A 24,109-nucleotide genomic window follows, 5' to 3' on the forward strand; every position below is an offset into this window, starting at 1 on the left:
CGCCCCGCCACCTCGCCCCGCGCTCGGGCGTGTCCCCGGGGGCTACGCCCGCGGTGCCTCGCGCAGCATCTGCTTCAGCTCGGCGATCTCTCCGCGGAGCGCCTCGACCTGTGTCTCGGTGGCGGCCGACGCCTCCTCCGCCTCGACCGAGACGCGCTGCACGATCCACGAGGCGAGGGTCGCCGTGACCACGCCGATAAGCGCGATCCCGCCGACCATGAGGCCGACGGCGACGATGCGCCCGGTCACCGTGACGGGGTAGTAGTCGCCGTAGCCCACGGTCGTGATGGTCTCGAACGCCCACCACACGGCGTCGCCGAAGGTCGAGATGGGGCCGCCGCTGCTCTGCTCGGCGTCGTACACGGCCAGCGCCGCGACGAACACCGTCAGGGCAGTCGCGCCGATCGTGAACATCGCGACCCGGCCTCGCAGCATCGTGCCGGTGTTGCGCTGGATGAGCGCGATGATCGTGAAGAACCGCATGAGCCGGAGCGGCCGGAACATCGGCAGGGCGACGATCGCGAGGTCGAGCAGATGCCGCCAGAACCACGTCCACCGACGCTCGGCGATCGCGAGCCGCACGACGTAGTCCAAGAGGAAGAGCGCCCACGTCGTCTTGAGCACGACCTCGGCCACCGTCTCGACGACGCCCTCCGGTGTGGCGAGGATCTGGGCCGCGTACGCGGCGAGGAAGAGGAGCGCCGCGATGACCAGCGGCCACTCCACCTTCCTCTCCCAGCGGGCGAGTCGTTCTCCATACATGGAGCGATTATGGCGGGAACACGGATGCCGTGCGCGAGGGCGATCGGCGAGATCGCGGGGCGCACGGCATCCGGTGCTCAGTGGACGATGACCGGCTTCACCGTCCGCCCGTGGTGCATGTCGTCGATCGCCCGGGCGATGTCGTCGAGGGGGTACTGCTGCTCGAGCTTCTCCAGCGGGAGGCGCCCCTCGGCGTGCAGCGCGACGAGTCGCGGGATGAGCTCGCGCGGGTCGGCGTCGCCCATCGTGACGCCGCGGAGGATCTTGCCGGTCAGGATGCCCTGGATGTCGACGGGGATCTCGGTTCCCGGAGGCGGAGCCCCGCACACGAGCACCGTGCCGCGCGCGGCGGCGGCATCGAGGGCGGTCCGGGCGACCCCCGGGTGCCCGGTGGTGTCGAAGCTCAGGGTGACGCCGCGGCCACCGGTCAGCTCGGCCAGACGTGCGGCGACGTCTTCGTGTACGGCGTCGATGGTGTCGGTCGCCCCGAGCTCGCGCGCGAGGTCGAGGCGCGAGGACACGCGGTCGATTGCGATGAGACGCGCGGGCTCGCGGAGCGCCGCCGCCATCACCGCGGAGAGGCCGACCGCCCCGGCTCCGTAGACTGCCACGACATCCGCGGGTCCCGGATCGAGCACGTTCCACATCGATCCGAAGCCGGTGAGCACGCCGCAGCCGAGCGGGGCCAGCGCCGCGAGGTCGGCGTCGTCGGCGACCCGCACCAGCGAGCGCTCGTCGGCGATCGCGTGGGTGCCGAACGACGACTGCCCGAAGAAGTGCGCGGCGACCGGCTCCCCGTCGCGCGTGACCCCGCCCGAGTCGCCGTCGCGGAGACCGCCGAGCAGGTTCCGCGGCAGCCACGTCTCGCAGTACGCCGGGTGGGCGCCGACGCAGGCGTCGCACGCGCCGCACGAGGTGAAGCTCAAGAGCACGGCATCCCCGGCACTCACCCCGCGCACGCCCGGCCCGACGCGCTCGACGCGCCCGGCCCCCTCATGCCCGATGATCCCGGGGGTGGGGAACGGGATGCCACCGGCCAGCACCCCGAGATCGGTGTGGCAGAGCCCGGTCGCGGTGAGCCGCACGAGCACTTCGCCGTGCCCGGGCTCGGCGTACTCGACGTCGGCGACCGAGATCGTCCGCGTCGCGGGAGCGGCGCCGTCTCGGCTCTCTTCGACGATGGCCGCGCGTCCCGCGGTCATTGCGCGCCGCCCAGGTCGAACACGATCGAGTGGGCCTTCTGGTACGACTGCAGCGCCTCCGGGCCGCCCTCGCGTCCCCAGCCCGAAGCCTTCACCCCGCCGAAGGGCACGGCCGGGTCGAGGATCGCCCAGCCGTTCACCCAGGTGATGCCGGCGCGCAGGCGCGCGGCGATCCGGTGGGCGCGGGCGAGATCACCGGTCTGGATGCCGCTCGCCAGGCCGTACCGCGTGCCGTTCGCGAGCGCGACGGCCTCGTCCTCGGTGTCGAAGGGCTGCACGGTGAGGACCGGGCCGAACACCTCGTCCACGACGACCTCGGCCTCGGGATCGAGGTCGGCGAGGACCGTGGGCGCGTAGTAGAACCCGCCGTCTCGCTCGACCGCGTGGCCGCCCGTCACGACCCGCGCACCCGCGGCGCGCGCCCGGTCGACCATCGCCGCGACCTTGTCGAGCTGCGTGCGGCTCGCGACCGGGCCGATCACGGTCGCCGGGTCGTCGATGTCGCCGAAGGGCACGTGCGGGACGGCGTCTTTCAGGATGCCGAGCACGACACCGTAGATGGGACGTTCGACCAGCAGCCGGGGCCCGGCCATGCAGAACTGCCCCGCATTGAACACGAACGCCGAGATCACGGTGTGGATCGCGCGGTCGAGGTCGGCGTCGGCGAAGAGGATGTTCGCCGCGTTCCCGCCGAGCTCGGCGGTGAACGGCTTGAGCGACCGACCGGCGAGGGCCGCCGCGTGCGCGCCGATCTCGGTCGAGCCGGTGAACGCGACCTTGTCGACGTCGGGGTGCGAGACGAGGTGGTCGCCGAGCGTCGACCCGGGACCCGTGACGACGTTGAAGACGCCGTCGGGGACTCCGGCGTCACGCAGCAGCTCCGCCATGAGCAGGGCGGTGAGCGGGGTGTCGCTCGCGGGCTTGTGCACGACGGTGTTCCCCGCCACGAGCGCGGGGGCGATCTTCGTGCTCGACAGGATCAGCGGGAAGTTGAACGGCGTGATCGCGGCGACCACGCCGAGCGGCTCGGTACGCACGTACGCGTGGGCGTCGGCGGTGATCTCGCGCACGTCGCCGTCGAGGCGATGGCCGAGAGCGGCGTAGTACTCGTACAACTCGGCGGCGTTGTTCACGTCGACGACGCGGGCGAAGGTGATGGGCTTGCCGACGTCGAGGCTCTCGGCGTGCGCGAGCTCTTCGCTGCGCTCCCGCATGAGCGCGTAGGCCCGCTGGAGGATGCGGGCGCGTTCGCGGCTCGACATCCGCGGCCAGGGGCCCTCGTCGAACGCCCGGCGGGCCGCGGCGACGGCGGCGTCGACGTCGGCGGTCGTGCCGCGCGCGACGTCGGTGATCTTCTCGCCGGTGGACGGGGCGATGACGTCCATGCGGCCGCCGTCCGCGGCATCCGTCCACCGACCGTCGATGAAGAGACGGCCGGGTGCGGTCGTGACCGTGAGGCTCATCGCGCCACCTCCGCGGGGGTGACGATGTCGGCCAGGACGCCCGCGAACCACACGGGGTCGTCCTCGAACGGCGTGTGGCCGGTGTCGACGCGCACGACCTGGGCGCCGCTGCGCGCGACGAGGTGCTCCTGGAAGGCGGGCGGCACGAGCTCGTCGCGTTCGGTGAGCACGTACGTCGTCGGCTTCGCGCGCCATGCGACCTTCGTCACCGGCGAGGTGAACGCCGTGAGCGACTGGGGCCGGAACGTGTCGGCGAGCTGTTCCGCCAGGGCTGCGGGAACGTCCGGGGGCAGGTCGGCCGCGATCATCGCGACGCGCTCCTCGCGCGAGCGGCCCATCGAGACCATGCCGTCGGCGATTCCCCAGAAGTCCGGGATGCCGCCGCCGACCGCCTGTTGGAGGGTCTCGCCCTCGTCCAGGGCGAAGGCGGCGACGTAGACGATGCGCTCGACCGCCGGGTGGTCGCCGGCCTGGGTGGTGGGGATCCCGCCATAGGAATGCGCGATCAGGGTGACGGGGCCGTCCATCGCGTCGAGGGCGGCCGTGACCGCGGCCGCGTCGGCGTATAGGTCGGCCGTGCTGCCGATGCTCGGCAGGGCCACCGTGTCGACGGCGAAGCCGCGGGCGCTCAGCTCGGCGGCGAGACGGTCGAACACCCACGGCCCGGCCCAGGCGCCGTGGACCAGAAGGATGCGGGGAGGGGAAGGGGTCATGCGTACGCTCCTCGGACGGGGACGACCTCGGCGTCGTCTTCGCCAGTGTCCGCCGCCCTCGGAGGGGGCGGTATCCGTAGGACTACGGAACGCGGGGACGGGCCCGTGTCCGGAAGCGCGGCCGAGCTCCTCGGTCGCTGGCGGCCGGAGTCATGGCACGCTCACCAGCGTCGACCGGTACCAGGCCGCGATCTGCGCGCGCGACGTGAAGCCGAGCTTGCCGAGGATCCGTTGCACATGCGTGTCGACCGTCCGCACGCTGAGCACGAGCCGTTCGGCGATCTCGCGGTTGCTGAGGCCCTCGTGCACCCCCGCGGCGACCTCGCTCTCGCGGGCGCTCAGGCCCGCGGCCGGCCGTCCGGGAGCTCCGGCGAACGCGGCCGCCTCGGCGGGGGACAGGCGTTCGCCGACCGCCGAGAGCCGCTGGAAGGCCTCTTCGCCGAGCCGCTGGCGCACGACCGCGACGCAGCGGTCGTGCTGCGCGAGCATCTGGGGCCCGTGCACCGCGATACCCGAGTCGATGCGGCGCCACCAGGCCCGCGCGGCCCCCAGAAGGACGGCCGTGCGTTCGGTGGGGGACCGCGCGGCGTCGATCCAGCTCAGCAGCTCCAACACGAGGCAGTCGCCGACGGGATCGTCGATGCCCTCTTCGAGGGCGAGGGCCTCGCGCGCGTGGCGCTCAGCCTGGTCGAGCTCTCCGTCGGCGTAGAGGGCGAGGCCCATCGCCCACAGCGAGAGCGATCGGATCCATCGCTCGCCGATCTCGGTTGCGTGTCGCAGCGCCTCCCGCGCGGGACCGAGGGTGTCGTGAACCTCGCCCTGCACGAGGGCCACGGTCAGCTGGAACTGCGCGAGCAGGGCTTCCTCGGGGCGGCCGAGCGAGCGGGCGAGGCGGATCGACCGGCTCAGCTCCTCGCGCGCGAGATCGCCCTCGCCCGCGAACAGCGCGCGGGTCCCGCTCCAGCGGCGCAGCTCCACCTCGCACTGCTCCTGGTCGGCCCGAGACAGCGAGGGGAGGAGTGAGCGTGCCTCGTCGAGGTGCGTTCGCGCTTCGTCGAGCGCCCCCTGGAGAACGCAGATCCAGGTCGCCACGAGCAGCGCGGGTGTCCGTCGTTCCGCGGAGCCACCGGTCAACCGCAGGAGCCGGCGGCTCCATCGGCGCCCCTCCGAGAGGAATCCCCCCACCGCCCAGTGGTAGCGGAGGTCGGAGAACAGCTCGAGCGCGATGTCGGTGTCGCTCGCCGCGGCCGTGCGCAGGGCGGCATCCAGTTCGGCGCGGTCGGCGCGTTGACCGGCCAGGATGCGCCGCTGAGCCGGCCCGTACCAGTGCGTGCGCGCGAGACGTGCGAGTCCGCGGTAGTACTCGAGGTGTCGCCGCACGAGATCGTGTTGTTCCCCCGACTCCTCGGCGCGGTCGCGCCCGTAGCCGCGGATCGTCTCGAGGAGGTGGAACCGGCCGGTTTCACGGTCGGCTTCGACGAGCGACTGGTCGATCAACTGCTCGAGGGTCTCGACGGTCGCGGTTTCGTCGCCGCCGGCGACGGCCGCCGCCGCGGGGAGGTCGAAGGGGCCCGCGAACACGCTCAGCGCCGCCCAGAGCGCGCGCTCGGGCGGTGTGCACAGCTCGTGGCTCCAGTCCACGACCGCGCGGAGGGTCCGTTGACGGGAGACCGGGGCCCGGGACCCCGCTCGCAACAGGGTGAAACGCTGCGACAGGCGACGGGCGAGGTCCGCGACCGAGAGGGTCCGCAGGCGCCCGGCAGCGAGTTCGATCGCGAGCGGCAGCCCGTCGAGGGCGTGGCAGAGCTGGGCGGCGACGGCCTGGTCGGCGGGGGACAGCTCGAACCCCGCGTCCGCGGCGCGGGCGCGCGCGACCAGAAGCTCCACGGCCTCGGCGGGCTCGTCGCCGGCGGTCTCCGTCCCGAGTGGGGGCACGGGGAAGACCTGTTCCCCGTCCACGTCGAGGCGGCGTCGGCTGGTGGCCACGACCGTCAGGGACGGCAGGGCGTCGAGCAGCTCGTCGACCACGGAGGCGGCGGCGTCGATGACGTGCTCGCAGTTGTCGAGGACGAGGAGGGCGGTCTCGTCGCTCAGCACGTCGACCACGAACTCGAGCGGTTCGCGGGCCGACAGGTCGCCGTAGGGGAGCGACTGCGCGATCGCGGCGACCACGCGTCGTGGATCGCTCACGGCGTCGAGACCGACGAAGTAGACGTTCGTCGACGTGCGTCGCGCGTGGGCGTTGGCGAGTCGCACCGCGAGACGCGTCTTCCCCACACCGCCGACGCCGGTGAGCGTGATGAGGCGGCTGCGTTCGAGCGCGTCGGCGAGGGCGTCCAATTCGCGCCGACGCCCGACGAATTCGCTGCGCGGCTCTCTGATCACGGGGGAGCTTCCTTGCGTCCGGGAGTTCTCATTATCGGTCGGCGGTCGATTCACCGGAATGCTTTCCGCGCGGATTACGTGATTTCACGGATAGACGGGACCGTCGTCGTCCCCCGAACAATGGCGCCGGGCCCATCGGGTCCTCGTTTCAACGATGTGTTCAATGACGAACCAGGAGAAGTCCATGCGCAGAACCGTCCCCGTGGTCGCCACAGCCGCTCTCGTCCTCGCCCTCACCGCCTGTTCGGGAGGGGGCTCCACCACCTCGGGCAACGGGTCCGGACCCGTCAAGATCGGCATGGTCGTGCCGCTGACCGGCTTCCTCTCGGCCCTCGGCCAGGGTGACAAGGAAGCGGCCGAGCGCGTCGTCGCCGACCTCAACGCCGCCGGCGGCATCGACGGACGACAGGTCGAGCTGACGGTCGTCGACGACAAGGCCGACGTGACCGAATCGGTCAAGCAGTTCAACCAGTTGGCATCCGATCCCTCGTACTCGGCGATGCTCGCGAGCAGCTTCGTCTCGGCCGCGACCGCCGTGGGCAGCACCGCGCAGTCGGCCAAGATCCCCACGATCGCCCTCGGGCCGGTCGACGCATTCGCCGACGGCAGCAACCCGTACGCGTTCACCTCGCCGCCCATCCCGGCGGTGTACGCGCGGGCGCTCGTGGACTACTGGGTCAGTCAGGGGGTGAAGACCCTCGCGATCGGCTACACCGGCGGCGACCTCTACGGCACGAACGGCGACAAGGCGACGGCGGAGTACGCGAAGGAAGCCGGCATCGACGTCGTGCTCGACGAGTCGTACGACCAGACCGCGACCGACTTCACCCCGCTCATCACGAAGGTCGTCTCGGCGAAGCCCGACGCGTTCGTCGTCTGGGGTGCGGGCCCCGCTCCCGTGATCATCACGAAGCAGATCGCGGGCAAGGGCATCGCAACGTACTTCACCGGCGCCGAGGCATCGGACCTGTACCTCCAGCCCGCGGGAGACGCCGCCGAAGGCGTGAAGGCCGCGGCGACCATCGCCCTGGGCGGCGACGCGTTGCCCGAGGGCGCGTACAAGACCAAGGTCATGGCGGTCGCGAAGCCCTGGATGGATGCCAACAACGGGGCGTACCCGCCCGAGTTCGCGTTCGGCGGGGCATCGGGTGTCGAGCTCCTCGCCGCCGCGATCGACGCGGCCGACTCGACCGATCGGCAGAAGATCCGCGACGCTCTCGAGAAGACCGACCTGCTGACCTCGAACGGGCGCTACACGTACAGCCCCACCGACCACATGGGACTCGACGCGACCTCGCTCGCGATCTTCGAAGCGAAGGACGGCACCTGGGTCCCGACCGAAGCCGCGACGAAGCAGTTCGCGACCGAGCTCCCGCAGTGAGCACGCCCGAACCCGCCGGGATCGGCTTCGTGGCGCACGCGGATGTCGAGAACCGCCCCGCCGAGAACCGCCCCGCCGAGAACTCCTCCGCCGGACTCGAGCTGGCGGGCCTCTCCCGCCGCTTCGGCGGGGTCTACGCCAACCGCGACATCTCGTTCCGGGTCGCGCCGGGCGAGCTGCGTGGCGTGATCGGACCGAACGGGGCCGGCAAGTCCACCCTGTTCGGTCTGATCAGCGGACACGTCCGCGCTCAGGAGGGCGTCATCCGCCTCGACGGTCAGCGCATCGATCGCCTGCCTCCGCACCGCCGCGCCCGGCGCGGTGTCGCGATCGTCTTCCAGGGCGCGCGCCTGTTCCCGGGCATGACCGTGCTCGAGAACGTCGCCGTCGGAGCGCACGCCCGCACCCGTTCGGGGGCTCTCGACGCCGCCGTCCGCTCGCCCCGTCACCGCCGCGAGGAGAGGGAGATCAGGGCGGATGCCGAGGAGGCCCTCGCCCGCGTCGGACTCGCCGACTGGGCGGGTCGGGGTGCCGAGCAGCTTCCGCTCGGGCAGCAGCGCCGGCTGCAGGTCGCGCGAGCCCTGACCGCGCGCCCCCGAGTGCTCCTCCTGGACGAGCCGGCGTCGGGCCTGCGCGCGGACGAGCGCGACGACCTGCGCGGTCTCATCCGCGAGCTGCACGACGACGGCACGACGATCCTCCTCATCGAGCACGACGTGGCGATGGTGACGGCCCTGGCCGACCGCATCGCCGTGCTCGATCTCGGTCGGCTCATCGCCGACGGGACGCCCGAGGAGATCCGCCGCGATCCCGCGGTGATCGCCGCGTATCTCGGAAGCGAGGCCGCCGCATGATGCTCGAGGTCGACGACCTGGTCGTGCGTTACGGCTCGGCGACGGCCCTCGACGGCGTCTCGCTGCGGGTCGACCCGGGCGAGCTCGTCGCGCTGGTCGGACCGAACGGTGCCGGTAAGACCTCGCTCGTCAACGCCGTCAGCCAGCTCGTGCGTCCGGCGTCCGGAACCGTCCGGGTCGGCGGAACGGTCGCCCAGGTACCCGAGGGACGTCAGATGTTCGGAGACCTCAGCGTCGACGACAACCTGCGCCTCGGCGCCTGGCGGCGGCGATCTCGGCGGACGGATGCCGTGTACGAGCTGCTGCCCGACCTGCAGCGCCTCCGTCGTCAGCGCGCGGACACGCTCTCGGGCGGTCAGCAGCAGATGGTCGCCGTGGGGCGGGCACTCATGGCCGAACCCGACCTGCTCGTCGTCGACGAACTGTCGCTCGGGCTCGCGCCGCTGATCGCGGCCGACCTCGTGCGCCACCTCGCCGCCCTGAATGCCGATCGCGGAACCGCCGTGCTGCTCATCGAGCAGGAGGTGGGGCTCGCGTTCGGTCTGTGCTCTCGCGCGTATGTGCTGGATGCCGGTCGCATCGTCGCCGAGGGGCCGACGGCTCAGCTCGCCGCCGCGCCCGAGGTGCGCGCCGCCTATCTCGGCGGTTTCGACGAACAGGAACCGACCGTGAACCACTCGGCGACCGTCGGGAACGGCGACGGGGTCGACCTCACGCCTTCTTCCCGCCCGATCACCCGTCAGGACGGTCTCTCATGAGCGATCTCGCCACCTACCTGCTCAGCGGTCTCGCCCTCGCGGGATCGTTCGCTCTCGTCGGCAGCGGCATCGTCGTCGTCTACCGCGTGACCCACGTGCTGAACTTCGCCCAGGGGTCGTTCGTCGTGTTCGGCGCGTTCCTCTCGCAGACGTTCCGGCAGCTCGGGCTCCCGCCCGGACTCTCCGAGCTCGCGGCGGTGGTCGTCGTCGGTCTCATCGGTTTCGTCGTGGGAGCCGTCGCGATCGGCAAGCCCGGCACGCACCCGATGACGTCGCTACTGATCACGCTCGGGATGTCGCTGGTCGCCGCCGCGGTCATCATCGCCGTCTGGGGGCAGAACCCCGTCTCGCCGGCGGGGATCTCGGGCACCGTCCGGTTGTTCGGTGCCGAGATCGAGACGCAGCGGCTGCTGACCCTCGCGGTGGCCGTCGTGACGCTCGCCGCGATGAGCCTGCTGTTCACGCGCACCGACATCGGCCGCGCGCTCACGGCCGCGGCATCCAATCCCCGGGCGGCCCGACTCGTCGGGATCGACACGCGCGTGATGGGCCTGCTGTCGTTCACGATCGCGGGAGTGCTCGGCGGTCTCGCCGGGGTGCTGATCGCGCCCACCACGGCGGTGTCGGTGACCTCCGACCTCCCGTTCGTGCTCAGCGCGCTCGCCGCCGCCGTGTTCGGGGGACTCCGGAGCCCGTGGATGACGTTCGTCGGCGCCCTCGTCCTGGGGGTGACCGGGCAGCTCGTCGCGGGCTACGCGAACGGCTCGTACCAGACCCAGATCGCGCTCATCATGATGCTCGTCATCATGATCGCGCGGTCGCGTTCCTTCACCGCCGAGGAGGCGAAATGACCCGCATCGTCATCGCATTGGCCGCGGTCGCCGCCGCCATTGCTCCGCTGCTGCTGACCGACCAGACGTTCTTCGTGCAGACCGCGCTGACCGCTCTCGTCGTCACGGGGCTGTCCCTGTTCATGGGTTACGCCGGTCAGGCCTCGCTCGGTCAGGGGGCCTTCGTCGCCGTGGGCGGACTCACCGTCGCGGTCGGGACCGTGACCCTCGGCATCCCGCCCCTCGTCGCGCTCGTCGCCGCTCCCGTCCTCGGGGCGCTCGTGGCCACTCTCGTGGGCTGGCCGCTGCTGCGGCTGCGCGGGCACTACCTCGCGTTCGGCTCGCTCGCGGTGCTGTTGATCATCCAGACGGTCATGGCCACCGCACCGCTGTTCGGCGCGGGCGTCGGGATCTTCGGCATCCCTCCGCTCTCTGTCGCCGGTCTCGTCGTGACCGATCAACGGGTGTACTCGTACGTCGCGCTGGCCGCGCTCGCCGCGGCACTGCTGGTCTGCCACAACCTCGTGCGGTCGCGCTTCGGTCGGGGGATCCGTGCGCTGGCCGGGAGCGAATCCGCCGCCGCGTCGAGCGGGGTGCCGATCCTGCGGAGCAAGCTCACGGTGTTCGCCGTGGCGGGCGGGTTCGCGGGGTTCGCGGGGGCCCTGGGGGCGTTCTTCACCCCGTACGTCAGCCAGGACACCTACCCGCCGTTCGTCTCGTTCGGCTACGTCGTGATGGCGGTCGTGGGCGGGCTCGGCTCCGTCTGGGGCGGGGTCGTGGGAACCCTCGCGCTCAGTCTGTGGCTGCAGGTGCTGAGCGCGTTGAGCGCGACGCCCGGGATGCCGGCGGCGGCCGGGCCGATCCTGCAGTACGCCGGGTACGGGATCGTGCTGGTGGTCTTCCTGCTGTTCGTGCCGCGGGGGATCGTGCCGACGCTCGCGGGACTGCGGGGCCGGCGACGGATGCGTGCGGCGCCGGCGATGGCGGTGGCGGGGAGCTGAGGGGGGCGGATACGGGCGCGCGCGGGGGAACGGTTTCGGGCGGTGCCGACGTACGTGGGGGTGCGGTGGCGCGGCGTCGCGGGGTCCCGCGCGCCCGCGCGCCTCGCGCATAAACACGATGAGCGCTCAGAAACACGAGCACAGCGCGTTTATGTGTGCGAATCGTGTTTATGGCCACGCTTTCGCGCGCTCTCGACGATCGGCGCGCCGAGGGTGGGATCGGCGCCGTCGGCTCGCCCGCGCTCGGCTCGGCGCCGCCCGCCCGCGCCTGGCCAGCGCCGCCCACCCCGCCCGCCCGCGCTTGTCCAGCGCCGCCCAACCCGCCCGCGCCCGGTCAGCCACAGCGGCGTAGGCGCGTAAGTCGCCGCCCGGCCCCTTCGCTCAGTCGCTGGCCCTCTCGATCCCGCGCGTGCGGATCTCTTCGAGGTCGAGGTTGGCGAGGATCTTCCGCGCGACGAGGTCGTCGATCGTCCCCTCACGTCTCAGCCGCAGGAGAACCTCCCGCTTGCGGTCGAGGATCGCCAGGCGCAGCCGGGTCGCCTCCTTGTGCCGGATGAGCGGGGAGCGTTGGGTGACGTCGATGTCGTCGCTCACGGCGATCATCTCGAGCCCGCCGACGGTGCGTCGCCCTTCGTCGTCGGTGCCGGCGGGAGGAACCGGCCCCATCGTCGACGAGGCCGAACCGCCGCCGTCGCCGTCATCGACCGACGAATCGAGAGAGGCGTCGAGCTCGGCCAGATCGCGCTCCTCGATCGCGCGCTGGCGGGCGACGGCGCGGGCGTTGGCGAGCTCGAGGCGCTCGTATCCCTCGCGGCGAGCGCGGTCACGCACCCGATCGCTGATGCCGTGCTCAACGGCGAGGTCGTCGAGCGCGGCGAGCGCCGCTCCCGAGATCGCGCGTTCGGCGAGCTCGTACTCCTCGATCGCGGCGTCGTCGTTCGGGAGCTTCGCCCAGCGGATGACGACGGGAAGAAGGGGCCCCTGCACCAGGAGCGTCAGGACGATGACCCCCGCCGTGACGAACACGACCGCGTCGCGCCCGGCGACCGGCGCACCGCTCTCGGTCGTGATCGGTACCGACAGCGCGATCGCGAGTGAGACGGCTCCGCGGAACCCGGCGACGGTGCTGACCAGCCGGGAACGGTGTCGGAGCGATCGCGTCGACCCGGCCGCGGGCCGGGAGAACGGACTGAACAGCCACTGGAACAGGTAGCGCACGAGGAAGAGCGCGATCCAGGCCGCCACCGTGATCAGCGACAGGATCCCGATCTCGGAGGGCGAGATCTCGTGCAGGACGAGCTGGACCTCGAGGCCGATCAGCACGAACAGCGCACCGTTGAGCAGGTAGACGCCGAAGGGCCACGTGGCATCCGCGGCTCGACGAGACATCGCCGTGGTGATCCGGGGCGAGACCCAGGCCACGATGAGTCCCGCGAAGACGACCGCGAGCACCCCGGACGCGTCGATCAGCTCCGCGACGAGGAACGACACGAACGGCACGAGCAGCATCGTCAGGTTGATGGTGAGAGTGGACTGCATGCGGCGCAGGGCGAAGTAGGCGAGAGCGGCGACCGCGATGCCCGCAGCCGCGCCGCCGAGGTACGACAGCAGCACCATTCCGGTGATCGACCACGGGGTGACCTGCCCGCCCAGCAGCAGCGACACCGCGATCGCGTACAGGACGAGGGCCGTGCCGTCGTTGGTGAGGCTCTCGGCCTTGAGCTTCATGAAGGTCTTCTGGGGGAGCAGACGCCCGAGGGCGGCGACCGCCGTCGCGTCGGGCGGTGCGACCGCCGCGCCGATGACGAGCGCGGCCTCCCACGGCACGCCCATCCAGGTCGCGACGCCCGCGACGGCGAAAGCGGATGCCACGACCAGCAGCGTGCTCATCGGGATGATGTACCGCAACGATCGGCGAACCGAGCGCAGCGACGTGGTCCACGCCTCGCGGAACAGCATGACCGGGAGGAAGAGCAGCAGCACCGTCTCGGGCGGGAGCTCGATCGCGCGCAACTCGGGGACGAACCCCAGCGCGAGCCCGATGACCAGGAGGACGAGCGGCGTCGCCACCCGCAGACGCGGCGCGAGGATCGTGCCCACCAGCATCGCGAGTCCGAGCAGGACCGTGACCTCGAGTCCTTGCATTGTTACCGCCTTCCGCCGTGCCCCTCAGCACACAGCGTAGAGAGGGGCCAGGACATTCCCGCGAGCTTTTGCGCCAGCTGCGGAGAGGACCCCGTCGAGGCCTCCTGTGCAGAACAGGAAGGGGTCTCCGGCGCAGAACGGGAAAGACTCCCGTGTGCAGAACGGGAGGGGGCGGACGGGCCCGAAGGTCCCGTCCGCCCCGGTGTCACCGAGCGGAGCGCGCTCGGCGTCGGATCGCGACGAGACACCCCGCGGCGACCGCTCCTCCGCCGAGGAGCGTCAGCAGCAGCGCCGAGGTTGCGTCGCTTCCCGTCCGCGGCAGCTGCCCGGCGGCGTTCGGCGCGGGGGACGCGCTCGACGTCGGCTCGGGCGACGCGGTCGGTTCCGGCGTCGGTTCCGGCGTCGGTTCCGGCGTCGGCGTCGGGGTGGGGGTGGGCTCGGGCGTCGGTGTCGGTGTGGGGGTCGGCGCGGGCAGAGCCGCCAGCGTCGCCTCCGCATCGATGAGACCGCTGCCGATGAGATTCTCATCGACCACCCCGGTGTAACCGATGGGCCCGTTCATCGGACGACCGCTGCTCACGAGAGCCTCGCGAATGATCTCGGGCGAGGTGCCCTTGCCCGCACGCTGCACCGCGAGCGCGGCGACGCCGGCGGCGTTCGGCGCGGCAGACGACGTTCCGCTGAACCGGAAGATCCCGGGGGGATTTCCGTCGGGGACGAAGAACGACGTGCGCACCGCATCGACCGCGACGACGTCGGGCTTGGAGATCACCTGCGGCTCGGGCAGGCGCGCGGCGGGGGTCGCGTCGCTGCGCACCGGCTCGAACAGGTAGGTGGCCGGTCCGGGGCTCGAGTACGGCTCCAGGTTGTCGGGCGTCAGCACCGACGAGGCGCCGACGGCGATGGCGGAGGGGTCGGCGGCGTGGCCGTAGGCGGCCGGTCCGACGGTCACTCCGGTGGGCCAGTCCCCGTACTGCAGGCCGAACACGCCGCCGCTGTCGAGAGCGAACACGATCTTCGTCCGCATGTCGGGCGCGCTGGCGACGGTGCGCACCAGCGCGATGCGGTAGTCGGCCGTGACGAAGTCGCCCGAGGCGGCACCGGTCGACACGGTGGTCATCGAGAACGCGGTGTTCTCGTCGACGAGGCCGAAGGTGCTGACGTGCTCACCCGCCGCGTTGAAGACCACGGCGAAGGCACCTGTCTCGATGCCGTTCTCCGGGTTCGACCACTGCGTGTACAGCGGGAAGGTCGGGCCCGCGGCGATCGTCGCCCCGAGCAGTGCGTTCGCCTCGCCGTCGGGGTCGAAGTTCATGCAGTCGACCCCGGTCGTCTTCGGCGGCAGAGTGTCCATCACGACCTGGGGGCACGGCATCCCGGTGAACGAGTCCGATTCCCAGGCGCCGGTCTGCTGTCCTGCCGCGGGACCGCTGCGCCCGATCGCGCCGTAGTTGAAGACGGCGCTGAGGTAGGTCACGCCCTCATCGACGACCTCGGCCACAGCCGAGGCGAGCACACCGCGCTGGTACATCGGCTCGTACCCGAAGAGCACGTCGTCGACGATCACGTCGGCGCCGGCGTCTTTGAGCGCGCGCACCGCGTCCGCCATCGTGGCGGGGGTGGGGCCGTCGTTGTGGAAGAGCAGGGTGGCGCCGGGGGCGATGGCGTGGACATTCTGCAGCATCGCGCGACCCTCGTCGGTCGAGGGGGCGGGGGCGTCGGCGAGCACGCGCACCGGGGTGGAGTACCCGCAGGGGTTGCCCGTCCCAGGCAGGGAGCCGATGTTCACGTCCTCCTGCGGGGTGGTGGCGGCACCGGCCGCCATGTCGAAGGAGTCGGAGATGACCCCGACCGTGATGCCCGTGCCGTCGACGCCGAAGGCGCGTCGCGCGGCGTCCGAGCGCAGCACCGGGTCGGCCTCGGCGGGGATCTCGCGACATGACCGCGCGCCGTCGCCCGTGGTTGCCACGCGCGTGGACGTCGCCGCGCTCGTCGAGCCCGAGGTCGCGGGACGAAGGGCCGGGCTGACCGAGACCACCCCGGGCAGCGCAGCCAGCTGTGCGAACGACGACGGCGGCGCCTGCACGACGATGGTCGGGAGCGACCGCGTCACCGCGACGACCGTACCGAGGGCGGCGACGGCGTCGACGGCGGTGTTCTGCGCTGCCGCGTCGGAGAAACGCGCGGACACGGTGACCTTGCCGTCGACGACCTCGAGACCGCCGGCGACGTTCACACCGACGCCCGCGACCGCACGCACGGCTTCGGATGACTGGAGGTCGACACCGGATGCCGCAAGGTCTCGCAACGGCGCGGCGAGAACGTTCGTCGAGCCCCATGCGGGAATGACCTGCGGGGGAGCGGGGTCGGCCGGAGTCGCGGCCGTCGCGGGCAGGGCCAGAAAGAGTGCCGCCGCCGAACCGAGTGCGATTCCGCGCACCGCGAAGCGTTTCCAACGTGTCATGAAATGTGTTCTCCCCGCGGGCGTCCGATTCTGCCCTCAGCGCTCACATTAGGGGTTCTTAGTGAACTTTCAGATTCGCCGTCCGCCGTCCGGCACTGATGCGACCGACGGCGCGGCTCCCGCGCCACGCCGCATCCCGTCAACGCCGCGCGCGCACCCGCCGCCGCACGACCGCCACGACACCCGCGGCGACCGCCCCGGCGCCTAGCATCGCGAGGGCAAGCGCCGACGATGCGTCGCTGCCGGTGCGGGGGAGCTGCCCGCCGCCCGCCGGGGCGGGTGAGGCGGTCGGCGTCGGCGTGGTCGTGGTCGTGGGAACCGGCGTGGGCTCGGGCGTCGGCGTCGGCTCGGGTGTCGGGGTCGGCGTGGGGGTCGGCGGCGCGACCGCGGCCAGCGCGGCGACCGCGTCGATGAGTCCGCTGCCGATCACGTTCGCGTCGACGGGCCCCGTGTACCCGGGAGGGCCGTCGATCGGACGCCCGCTCCCGCTCAGCGCGGAGCGCGCGCTCTCCGCCGTCGCGTCGGGGCCGGCGACGGCGCGGACCAGAGCGGCGACGCCGGCCGCGGTGGGCGCCGCCGACGATGTCCCCGAGAAGCGGTAGATGCCCGGGGGATTCCCCTCCGCCGTGAAGAAGCTGGTTCGCACGCCGTCGACCGAGACGATGTCGGGCTTCGACGTGACCTGGGGGACCGGCAGGCGTTCCGACGGCTTCCCGTCGGCCGTGACCGGGGCGAACAGGTAGGTCGCGGGGCCGACGCTCGAGAAGTTGCGGAGGAGTCCCGGAGCCTGGACATCGGCGGCTCCCACGGATATCGCCGCAGGATCGGTGGAGTGGCCGAAGACCACCGGACCGACCGTCACACCGGCGGGCCACGTCGGGTACTGCAGCTCGAGTACCCCCGACCGCCGGATCGGAAGCGTGAGCTTCGTTCGGACATCCTTCTGCTTGTCCGTGCGTACGAGGGCGAACCGGTAGTCGCTGGTCTTGTAGTCCTCGTCCTTTGCACCGGTCTCCCAGTACGCGATGGCGGCGGGCATGCCTTCCTCGAATCGCGCGCCGACCGCGATCACCTTTCCCTCGCCGTCGAGGACGACGGGGAGCACCGCGACATCCACGGCGTAGGCGGGGACCGCCCAGTGCGTCACGGCACGGGCGTGCGCGCCGAAGGTACGGATCTTCACCCGGAGTTCCGCATTGGCCTCCCCGTCGGGCGCGAAGTTCATGCAGTCCACTTCGTCGGCCGCGCTCTTCGTCGCGTCGATCACGGCCTGAGGGCACGGCATCCCGGTGAAGGTCTCCGACTCCCACGAGGACGTGAAGGTTCCGGCCGAGGTACCGCCGGCCTCGCCGGTCGACGCATAGTTTCCCGCGGCGCTCAGGTAGGTCGCACCGTCTGCGACGACGTCGGCCACGGCGTCGGCCACGATGCCCCGCTGGTAGACCGTCTCCCCGAACATGGCGACGTCATCGACGATGACGTCGGCACCGTTCGCGCGCAGATCGCGGATGGCATCGGCGAAGGTCGCCTGCGTGGTTCCGGCCGCAGTGAACATCAGGCGGGCGCCCGGGGCGATGCCGTGCACGTTCTGCAGCATCGCGCGACCCTCGTCCTCGTTGTCGTCATCGCCCTCCGTGAGGACCGTGACCGCTGTCGTGTAGCCGCAGGGGTTGCCCGGTCCGGGCAACGATCCGAGGGCGATGTCCTGCGCGGGAGTGGTGGCCGCATCGCTGGAGCGGTCGAACGAGTCGGAGATGACGCCGACGGTCACGCCGGCGCCGTCGACGCCGAACCGTTGACGTGCCTCGTCGGAGCGCAGCACCGGATCGGCGTCGACGGGGACCTGCCGGCAGGATCCGCCGGCGGCCGCGGAGGCGGCCGCATCGTTCGCCGACGCGTCCGCGCGGGGCACGGCGGTCGTGCCGTCGGGCTCATCACCGCCGATGTCGGGGCGAAGGGCCGGGTCGACCGCGACGGCCCCCGGCAGCGCGGCGAGTGCCGGGAACGCCGACGGGGGCGCCTGCACGACGATGGTGGGCAGGGAGCGGGTGACGGCGGTGACGGTGCCGAGGGCCGAGACGGCGTCGACCGCGGCGCGCTGCGCCTCGGCGTCTCGAAAGCGGATCGACACGGTCACGGCATCCCCTGTCACGGTGAGACCGCCGGGGATGTCGACCGCGAATCCGGTCACATCGAGCACCTCGGGGGATGCCGAGGGATCGACCCCCGATTCCACCAGAGCCTCCAGCGGTGTGGAGAGGACCGCGACCGTCTCGGGTTCGGAGGGGTACGGGGTCGGAGTCGCCGCCGTCGCGGGCAGCGCGGCGAAGAACACGGCGGCGGATCCGATGGCGATCCCGCGCAGGGCGATTCGTTTCCAGCTCGTCATGAAAGGTGTTCTCCCCCGGGACGTTCGGCGACGTCCACAGCCCTCACAGTAGAGGCTCTCAGGGAACATCCAGCGAGAGCGACGCCCCGTACGCCCGCCACGCCTCGCCGAGTCGTTGCAGGCCGGCCTCGAGCACGTGCGCATCCGGGGTCACCGGGAGGCGGATGTGGTCGTCGGCATCCATATCCGAGGTGAACTGCGCCGACCCCGCGACCGAGACCCCGAACCCGGCAGCGTGCCGGGCGAAGGCCGTCGCGGACCCCGCGGGCAGTTGCGCCCAGATGCACAGGCCGCCCCGCGGAGGTCGCCACCGCCAGTCGGGCAGGTGGGTCTGGAGCAGTCGCCCCGCCGTGACGGCGGCTTCGCGGTGCACCGTCGCGACGTCGCGCCGCAGGGCGGGGGCTTCAGCGAGCAGGTCGAGGGCGAGCATCTGCGCGGGAACACTGGTGGAGAGATCGGTGCTCTGGCGAAGGCCGCGCAGTCGCCGGACGAGCACCGGATCTCCGCGCAGCCACCCGACCCGCAGCCCCTCCCACGCCCACTTCGACAGGGACTCGACGACGACGATCGGCGCATCGGGCCGGAGGGCTGCGAGCGACGGCGGCGTCATCCCGTCGAACGACACGTGGGCGAGCACCCGGTCTTCGACCACGGTCACGCCGTGATCGGCGGCGAGATCGGCGATCCGCTGACGGACGGCCGGGCTCGTCTGCATCCCGGTCGGGTTGTGGTTGTGGGGGTTCAGGGCGATGAGCACGGGGCGACGCACCACGATCGCCATCTCGAGCGCCTCGACGTCGATCCCGTCGGGAGTGAGCCGGATGCCGTGCACGTGGCCGCCGCGTCGGCGCACGGCATCCGTGAGTCCGGGCCAGGCGACCTCCTCGGTCAGCACGGTGTCGCCGGGGGAGACGACCTCGTCGACGAGCAGGCTGAGGGCCTGTTGTCCCCCGTGCGTCACGAGCACCTGCGCCGGCGTCGTCGGGGTTCCGTCCTCGGTCATCGCGAGGGCCATCGCGGCGCGAAGATCCGGGAGACCCGCGGGGTCTGCCTCGACCGTGGTGGCGTCGAGCACGGGTCGATGACGCTGGACGATGTCGACCGCACGCGGCGAGATCGCGGGCACCGCACGCAGCAGGTTGATACTCGACGGCAGGGTCGCGTAGAGCGCCTCACCGCGCCCGGCTGCTTGGCGCGCGGCCAGGGGAGCCGCGCCGGCGACGCGCGTTCCGCTGCCCTGGCGGCGGTCGAGGATGCCCTCGTCGTACAGGCGCGCATAGGCGCTCACCACCGTTCCGCGTGAGACGGCGACGGTGGCGGCGAGTGTCCGCTCGGACGGAAGGCGGTCGCCGCCGCGCAGCTCACCCTCGCGGACCAGGCAAGCGATCGCCTCGGCGAGGCTGGCGCTCAGGGTCGCGTCGGTCGTCGCCCAGCGCCCGAGCCGTGCCGCGAGGCGCTCCGCCGAGACAATGGCTGTGCGATGGTCCACCAGGCCGGAAGTGGCTCTGTCAACGAGGGTCATGAACACCGATTGTGGGCCAATGACCCGATCCGACTCTCCCGAATTCGCATTTGTCAGTCCACTCACCCCTGATTGGACCATTGCCCGCCTGCTCGATTGGATCGCCGCGTCGGACGATCGGTGCCACGACGAGCGTCTCCTCGGGATCCTGGATGCCGTGGACCGCGCGCTGCACCCCTCTTCGACTCTCGCGGCGACTCGTGTCGTCGTATACGTGCGGGCGCTTGCCGCGCGGGTGTCGGCGGACCCGAGCGTGGGGGAGCGGGTGCTGGGCGAGGTGATCGTGGTTCGCGAGGTGTCTGCCTTGGCCGAGGCTCTCGTTCCCGCGTGAGGTGCTGCCGGTTCGCGACGTCGAGACGTTCGCGCTGGCTGGGTCTCTGGTTCGCGCGTGAGGTTCGCGCGTGACGTGAGCGCGGCCCGGCAGCCTAGGTCGCCGCAGGCGGGGTGCTGCGCTTCGGCAGGATCCGCGTGAACAGCACGAAGAAGAACGCCCAGAGCAGGACGCCGACCCCGAGGAACACCCCGATGACGGCGAGGTAGTGCCACGGGGTGTCGAGCGCGAACCATCCGCTCAAGAGCAGCGCGGGCAGCACGGTCACGCCCATGATCACGAAGTGGACGAGCGTTTGCTTCCGCATGCTCCAGGTCTCGATCTGGTAGATCACGGATGCCCCCGACACAGCGGCCGCGATCACGCCGACCGCGAGCGTCGCGCGTCCGTCGTCGGACTTCCCCTGGGCGAAGAGAGCGATGCCGATCGCGGTCATGATGACGAGGGGGATGCCCGCTCGAAGGAGCACAGCGCCGAGCAGCTTCATGGGGACAGCTTAGGGAAGGGGGATCCGGCCTCGGGGCGGGAGCGTCGAGCGGGGAGGTATCACCGGCGTGGTGCGTGGTTCGTGGTGGGTGGTGCGTGGACATCGGGTCCGTCGGAGAGCCTTGAGCGAGCCCTGTTCCGAGCATCGGAGCCGATGTCGGACCCCCTCGCTAGCGTTGCATCATGGACACCACGGCACCCGCGAACGACCGGCCGAGCTCGGTCGTCTCGTCGTGGGGCGTGCCCTGGCCGAACGACGACGACCTGCTCGCCGACGCTCACTCGGCGTGGGCGATCGAACGGGGTCTCCTCGACTTGGATCCCTTTCCCGATGTGGTCCTGCCGGCCGACTCGGATGACCTCGACGGACGCGAACGCGGATCGGATGCGGGGCGGGCGGACCTCAGTCCCACCGAGCTCCTCGACGAGCTGGCGCGCCAGGTCCGCGAACGCCACCGCGCCACGGCGGCCGAGTACCGTCTGATCGCCTCGCTCTTGCGCGCTGCGCTGACCGACCCCGTTCCGTGGGTCGGTCCCGACCCGACGCTCGACCTCGAGTGGAGCGACCCCCGGCGACGCACGGTCGCCGCTGTGCGCCGCGACCGCCGCGACATGGCGGAGCGTGCTGCCGTCGCCGAGATCGCGACGCGTCTGCGACTGTCAGAGCAGACCGTCCGCACGCGCGCGACACACGCGGACGTGCTGCAGACGCGGTGCCCCGAGGTCTGGAGCGCCTTCTTGGACGGCCTGCTCTCCGAGCGGCACGCCGTCGAGGCTGCCCGGTTGGCGACGTCGTTGCCCGCAGACCCTCGCGACGCGTCGTCGACCGGTGCCGATGGGCCGGTTCCGGATGCCGAGGGCCCGGGCGACCTGTCGGGCGACGGCGACGGTGTTTCCGGCGACGGATTTCCTGGCGAGGGTGTTCCCGCTGGCGGAGATCGCGCTGACGGAAGTGCCGGTGGCGGAAGTGCCGGTGACGGGGTCCTCGACGGCGTCGCGGTGCTGCCCGACGAGACCGCGGACGCGTCCGACGGCACCACGTCGACCCCTCCCGAGCATCACGAATCGTGGCGCGCCTTCGATGAGGGCGCTCTCGATCGCGCCCTGCGGCTTCCGCCCGCGCGCTTCACCGTCGCGGCTCGGGCGCTGCGCGAACGCGTGCACAGCGAGTCGATCGAGGCCCGTCATCGCCGCGCGGCTCGCGATCGCGGGGTGTGGGTGAGTCCCGAGCTCGACGGCATGGCGACCTTGACTGCCCTGCTCCCGGCGGATCGGGCCTACGACGCTCTGACGCGTGTCGACCGGATCGCGCGCCATCTTCGCGTCGCGCCCGACGAAGAACGCACCCTCGCGCAGCTGCGTGCCGATGCCGTCGCGGACCTGCTCACCTCGACCACGCCTCTGCCCATGAGGGCCTCGGCGAGCGGTCGCGCTCCGGCTGGCGGGCGCGCTCCGGCCGATTCATGCGGGCCGATCTCCGCGGGTGACCGGCCCGCGGACGGCCGTCCGCCTGTCGCGGATCCTCGCTCCGTCTCCCGCGTGTCGACACAAGGCGACCTTCACCCCACCTCCGCCCGCGAGTCGCCGACAGAGCCACCGACGCTGACGCAGCCACCGACGCTGACACAGCCACCGACGCCGACGCAGCCACCGACGGCGACACAGACACCGACGGCGACACGGCCACCGACGGCGACACAGACACCGACGCCGACACAGCCACCGACGCTGGCGCAGCCACCCACGCTGGCGCAGCCACCGACGCTGGCGCAGCCACCGACGCTGACGCAGCCACCGACGGCGCGCCCGGATCGCCGGCCCTCCGTCGTGCTCACCGTCCCCGCATTGACGCTCCTCGGCGCGGGAAGCGAGCCCGCGACCCTCGACGGCTACGGCCCCATCGACCTCGATACGGCTCGTCGCCTCGCCGGCGAGGCGAGCTCGTGGGTACGCGTTCTCACGCACCCGCTCACCGGCACGCCCCTTGCGCTGGATCGCACGACCTACCGTGTGTCGACCGCGCTGCGAAGGTGGCTGGGTGTCGCCGCCCCGACGTGTGTCTTTCCCGGCTGCGCACGGTCCGCGCGCGACTGCGACCTCGATCACCTGACCGCGTGGAGCGAGGGTGGCGAGACCGCCGACGAGAATCTCGCCCCCGAGTGTCGGCATCACCACCGGCTGCGACACGAGTCTCGGTGGGAGCCGTCCCGCGATCCCGACACGGGCGAGATGCGGTGGACGTCTCCGCTGGGAGCCGAGGTCGCCGAGGATCCGCCCCCTTTCTAGGACAGGCACTCTCGCCCGCGGCGCCGGGTCGGTCGTGGTGCGCATCGAAACCGTCGAGAACCGGGTGGTCATCTCGGGTCGGCTCCGCTCGGTCGCCGCCTCGCAGTCGCTCCCGGTACGGGTCACGCTCGCCCCGTCGACACCGAGCCCGGTGCGCGCCGCGCACATCGAGATCGTCGAGAACCTGCGCTCGCCTCCCAGGCACCCGTTCGTCCCGCTGCACGAGAACCGGTGTCGGTGCGCGCTCGGCGGACCCGCGAGGAGCAGCCTCACCCCGGGGCCCTCCTGGCTACGATCTCGTCTATGAACTCACGCCCCGACCCCGACGGCGTGACCCACCCCGGCAGGCTCTCCGGCGCGCATCCCAGCAAGCATCCCGGCGCGCACCCCAGCGCCAACCCCGAAGCGCACCCCGACGCGCACCCCAGCGGGCTCTCGAGCCGGACCCGGCTGCTCATCACTCTGCTCGCCGTCTTCATCGGCATCCCGGCTGTCCTGTTCGCGTGGATCGGCGGCGTCCTCCTCGCCGACGCGTGGGAGCTCGAGATGTCGTCGACCCAGGTGCTCGCGTGGATCCTGGCTGCGCTCGCCGGCGTCGTCGTGTGGCCCGTCGCCCTCCGACGCCTCCGGCGAGAGCTGTGGAACCGTCAGTACGGGGCCGAGGTTCCCGCGCCGGGAAGCGGACACCTCGAACGTGCCGCGGCGTCGCGGCCCAGAGACTCGCGCGCGCTGCCCGCACCGAGCACCGGGGAGGCGATCGTCCGCTCCGCCATCGTGGTTCTCGGCGCCATCGGGATCATCGCCCTGAGCGGTCCCCTCGACATCGTGGCGGCCGTGTCATCGGCCGGCGCGACCGTCGCGATCGGTCCGCGCGAGAACGGGCTGCTCCTCCAGCTCGTCGCGGTGATCGTCATCCTCGCGCTCGCAGCCCCGTCGTTCCTGCTCACCCAGCGCGCCCTACGACGAATGGCCGCCGACGACCCGCGTCGCGCAGCCGTGGAGGACCGGCAGAACTGGCACTTCGCGGCCGCGACGGCGTGGGTGGTCTCGCTGCTCGTGGGGTATCTGCTGTCTCTCGCGGCCCTCATCACGATGTGAGAGCCGCGCGGTGACGAACCCGGGTGCCCGAGTCTTCAG

General features: G+C 71.8%; 18 protein-coding genes. 8 read left to right on the forward strand and 10 right to left on the reverse strand.

All coding sequences use genetic code 11. The features are described from left to right. Positions 1 to 42 precede the first annotated feature (42 nt). From ACMW4R_RS09890 to ACMW4R_RS09910, 5 genes are all read right to left on the reverse strand, one after another. Positions 43 to 762, reverse strand: a complete 720-nt coding sequence (locus ACMW4R_RS09890; protein WP_058594840.1) for a potassium channel family protein — start codon at positions 760 to 762, stop codon at positions 43 to 45. A 77-nt stretch (positions 763 to 839) separates the two neighbouring features. Continuing rightward, positions 840 to 1,964, reverse strand: a complete 1,125-nt coding sequence (locus ACMW4R_RS09895) for an NAD(P)-dependent alcohol dehydrogenase (protein ID WP_058627032.1) — start codon at positions 1,962 to 1,964, stop codon at positions 840 to 842. Further along, positions 1,961 to 3,427 (reverse strand): aldehyde dehydrogenase family protein, encoded by a 1,467-nt coding sequence (locus ACMW4R_RS09900; RefSeq protein WP_058627033.1) that lies wholly within the window; start codon positions 3,425 to 3,427, stop codon positions 1,961 to 1,963. The genes ACMW4R_RS09895 and ACMW4R_RS09900 overlap by 4 nt, the downstream gene beginning before the upstream one ends. Next, positions 3,424 to 4,140, reverse strand: a complete 717-nt coding sequence (locus ACMW4R_RS09905) for an alpha/beta fold hydrolase (RefSeq protein ID WP_418299798.1) — start codon at positions 4,138 to 4,140, stop codon at positions 3,424 to 3,426. Before ACMW4R_RS09905 ends, ACMW4R_RS09900 begins: the two co-directional genes overlap by 4 nt. A 150-nt stretch (positions 4,141 to 4,290) precedes the next feature. Continuing rightward, positions 4,291 to 6,525: an ATP-binding protein gene (locus ACMW4R_RS09910; protein ID WP_418299799.1), complete on the reverse strand. Its 2,235-nt coding sequence runs from the start codon at positions 6,523 to 6,525 to the stop codon at positions 4,291 to 4,293. Positions 6,526 to 6,709: 184 nt separating this feature from the next. Between ACMW4R_RS09910 and ACMW4R_RS09915 the strand changes: the two genes are divergently transcribed. Genes ACMW4R_RS09915 through ACMW4R_RS09935 form a run of 5 tightly spaced genes read left to right on the forward strand, consistent with a single transcriptional unit; the run spans position 6,710 to position 11,349 of the window. Continuing rightward, on the forward strand, positions 6,710 to 7,906 hold the full coding sequence (locus tag ACMW4R_RS09915; protein ID WP_418299800.1) for an ABC transporter substrate-binding protein: 1,197 nt from the start codon (positions 6,710 to 6,712) through the stop codon (positions 7,904 to 7,906). Beyond that, complete coding sequence (locus tag ACMW4R_RS09920) at positions 7,903 to 8,760, forward strand: ABC transporter ATP-binding protein (protein ID WP_418299801.1); 858 nt, start codon at positions 7,903 to 7,905, stop codon at positions 8,758 to 8,760. The genes ACMW4R_RS09915 and ACMW4R_RS09920 overlap by 4 nt, the downstream gene beginning before the upstream one ends. Then, a complete protein-coding gene (locus ACMW4R_RS09925) occupies positions 8,757 to 9,518 on the forward strand; it encodes an ABC transporter ATP-binding protein (RefSeq protein ID WP_241490483.1) in 762 nt (253 codons plus the stop codon). Before ACMW4R_RS09920 ends, ACMW4R_RS09925 begins: the two co-directional genes overlap by 4 nt. Beyond that, positions 9,515 to 10,369, forward strand: coding sequence for a branched-chain amino acid ABC transporter permease (locus ACMW4R_RS09930; protein ID WP_058594834.1), 855 nt, complete (start codon positions 9,515 to 9,517; stop codon positions 10,367 to 10,369). Before ACMW4R_RS09925 ends, ACMW4R_RS09930 begins: the two co-directional genes overlap by 4 nt. Beyond that, positions 10,366 to 11,349: a branched-chain amino acid ABC transporter permease gene (locus tag ACMW4R_RS09935; RefSeq protein ID WP_418299802.1), complete on the forward strand. Its 984-nt coding sequence runs from the start codon at positions 10,366 to 10,368 to the stop codon at positions 11,347 to 11,349. The genes ACMW4R_RS09930 and ACMW4R_RS09935 overlap by 4 nt, the downstream gene beginning before the upstream one ends. Before the next feature lie 381 nt (positions 11,350 to 11,730). Here the strand turns inward: ACMW4R_RS09935 and ACMW4R_RS09940 are convergent, their stop codons facing one another. From ACMW4R_RS09940 to ACMW4R_RS09955, 4 genes are all read right to left on the reverse strand, one after another. Next, a complete protein-coding gene (locus ACMW4R_RS09940; RefSeq protein WP_058628176.1) occupies positions 11,731 to 13,494 on the reverse strand; it encodes a Na+/H+ antiporter in 1,764 nt (587 codons plus the stop codon). 205 nt (positions 13,495 to 13,699) lie between these two features. Beyond that, positions 13,700 to 15,958: a S8 family serine peptidase gene (locus ACMW4R_RS09945; protein WP_418299803.1), complete on the reverse strand. Its 2,259-nt coding sequence runs from the start codon at positions 15,956 to 15,958 to the stop codon at positions 13,700 to 13,702. Positions 15,959 to 16,097: 139 nt separating this feature from the next. Beyond that, a complete protein-coding gene (locus ACMW4R_RS09950; protein WP_418299804.1) occupies positions 16,098 to 18,347 on the reverse strand; it encodes a S8 family serine peptidase in 2,250 nt (749 codons plus the stop codon). A gap of 58 nt (positions 18,348 to 18,405) precedes the next feature. Next, on the reverse strand, positions 18,406 to 19,869 hold the full coding sequence (locus tag ACMW4R_RS09955) for a PLP-dependent aminotransferase family protein (RefSeq protein WP_418299805.1): 1,464 nt from the start codon (positions 19,867 to 19,869) through the stop codon (positions 18,406 to 18,408). A 19-nt stretch (positions 19,870 to 19,888) separates the two neighbouring features. Between ACMW4R_RS09955 and ACMW4R_RS09960 the strand changes: the two genes are divergently transcribed. Further along, positions 19,889 to 20,200, forward strand: coding sequence for a hypothetical protein (locus tag ACMW4R_RS09960; RefSeq protein ID WP_418299806.1), 312 nt, complete (start codon positions 19,889 to 19,891; stop codon positions 20,198 to 20,200). Positions 20,201 to 20,294: 94 nt separating this feature from the next. Here the strand turns inward: ACMW4R_RS09960 and ACMW4R_RS09965 are convergent, their stop codons facing one another. Beyond that, positions 20,295 to 20,687, reverse strand: a complete 393-nt coding sequence (locus ACMW4R_RS09965) for a DUF3021 domain-containing protein (protein ID WP_418299807.1) — start codon at positions 20,685 to 20,687, stop codon at positions 20,295 to 20,297. 182 nt (positions 20,688 to 20,869) lie between these two features. On the opposite strand from ACMW4R_RS09965, the gene ACMW4R_RS09970 reads away from it, so the two are divergent. Beyond that, on the forward strand, positions 20,870 to 22,972 hold the full coding sequence (locus ACMW4R_RS09970) for a DUF222 domain-containing protein (RefSeq protein ID WP_418299808.1): 2,103 nt from the start codon (positions 20,870 to 20,872) through the stop codon (positions 22,970 to 22,972). Positions 22,973 to 23,275: 303 nt separating this feature from the next. Beyond that, positions 23,276 to 24,070 carry a hypothetical protein gene (locus ACMW4R_RS09975; RefSeq protein ID WP_058628033.1) on the forward strand — a complete coding sequence of 265 codons (795 nt, stop codon included), beginning with the start codon at positions 23,276 to 23,278 and terminating at the stop codon, positions 24,068 to 24,070. The last annotated feature ends 39 nt before the right edge of the window (positions 24,071 to 24,109 follow it).

This window comes from Microbacterium sp. S1037 (assembly GCF_048381605.1).
Lineage (GTDB): Bacteria > Actinomycetota > Actinomycetes > Actinomycetales > Microbacteriaceae > Microbacterium > Microbacterium testaceum_B.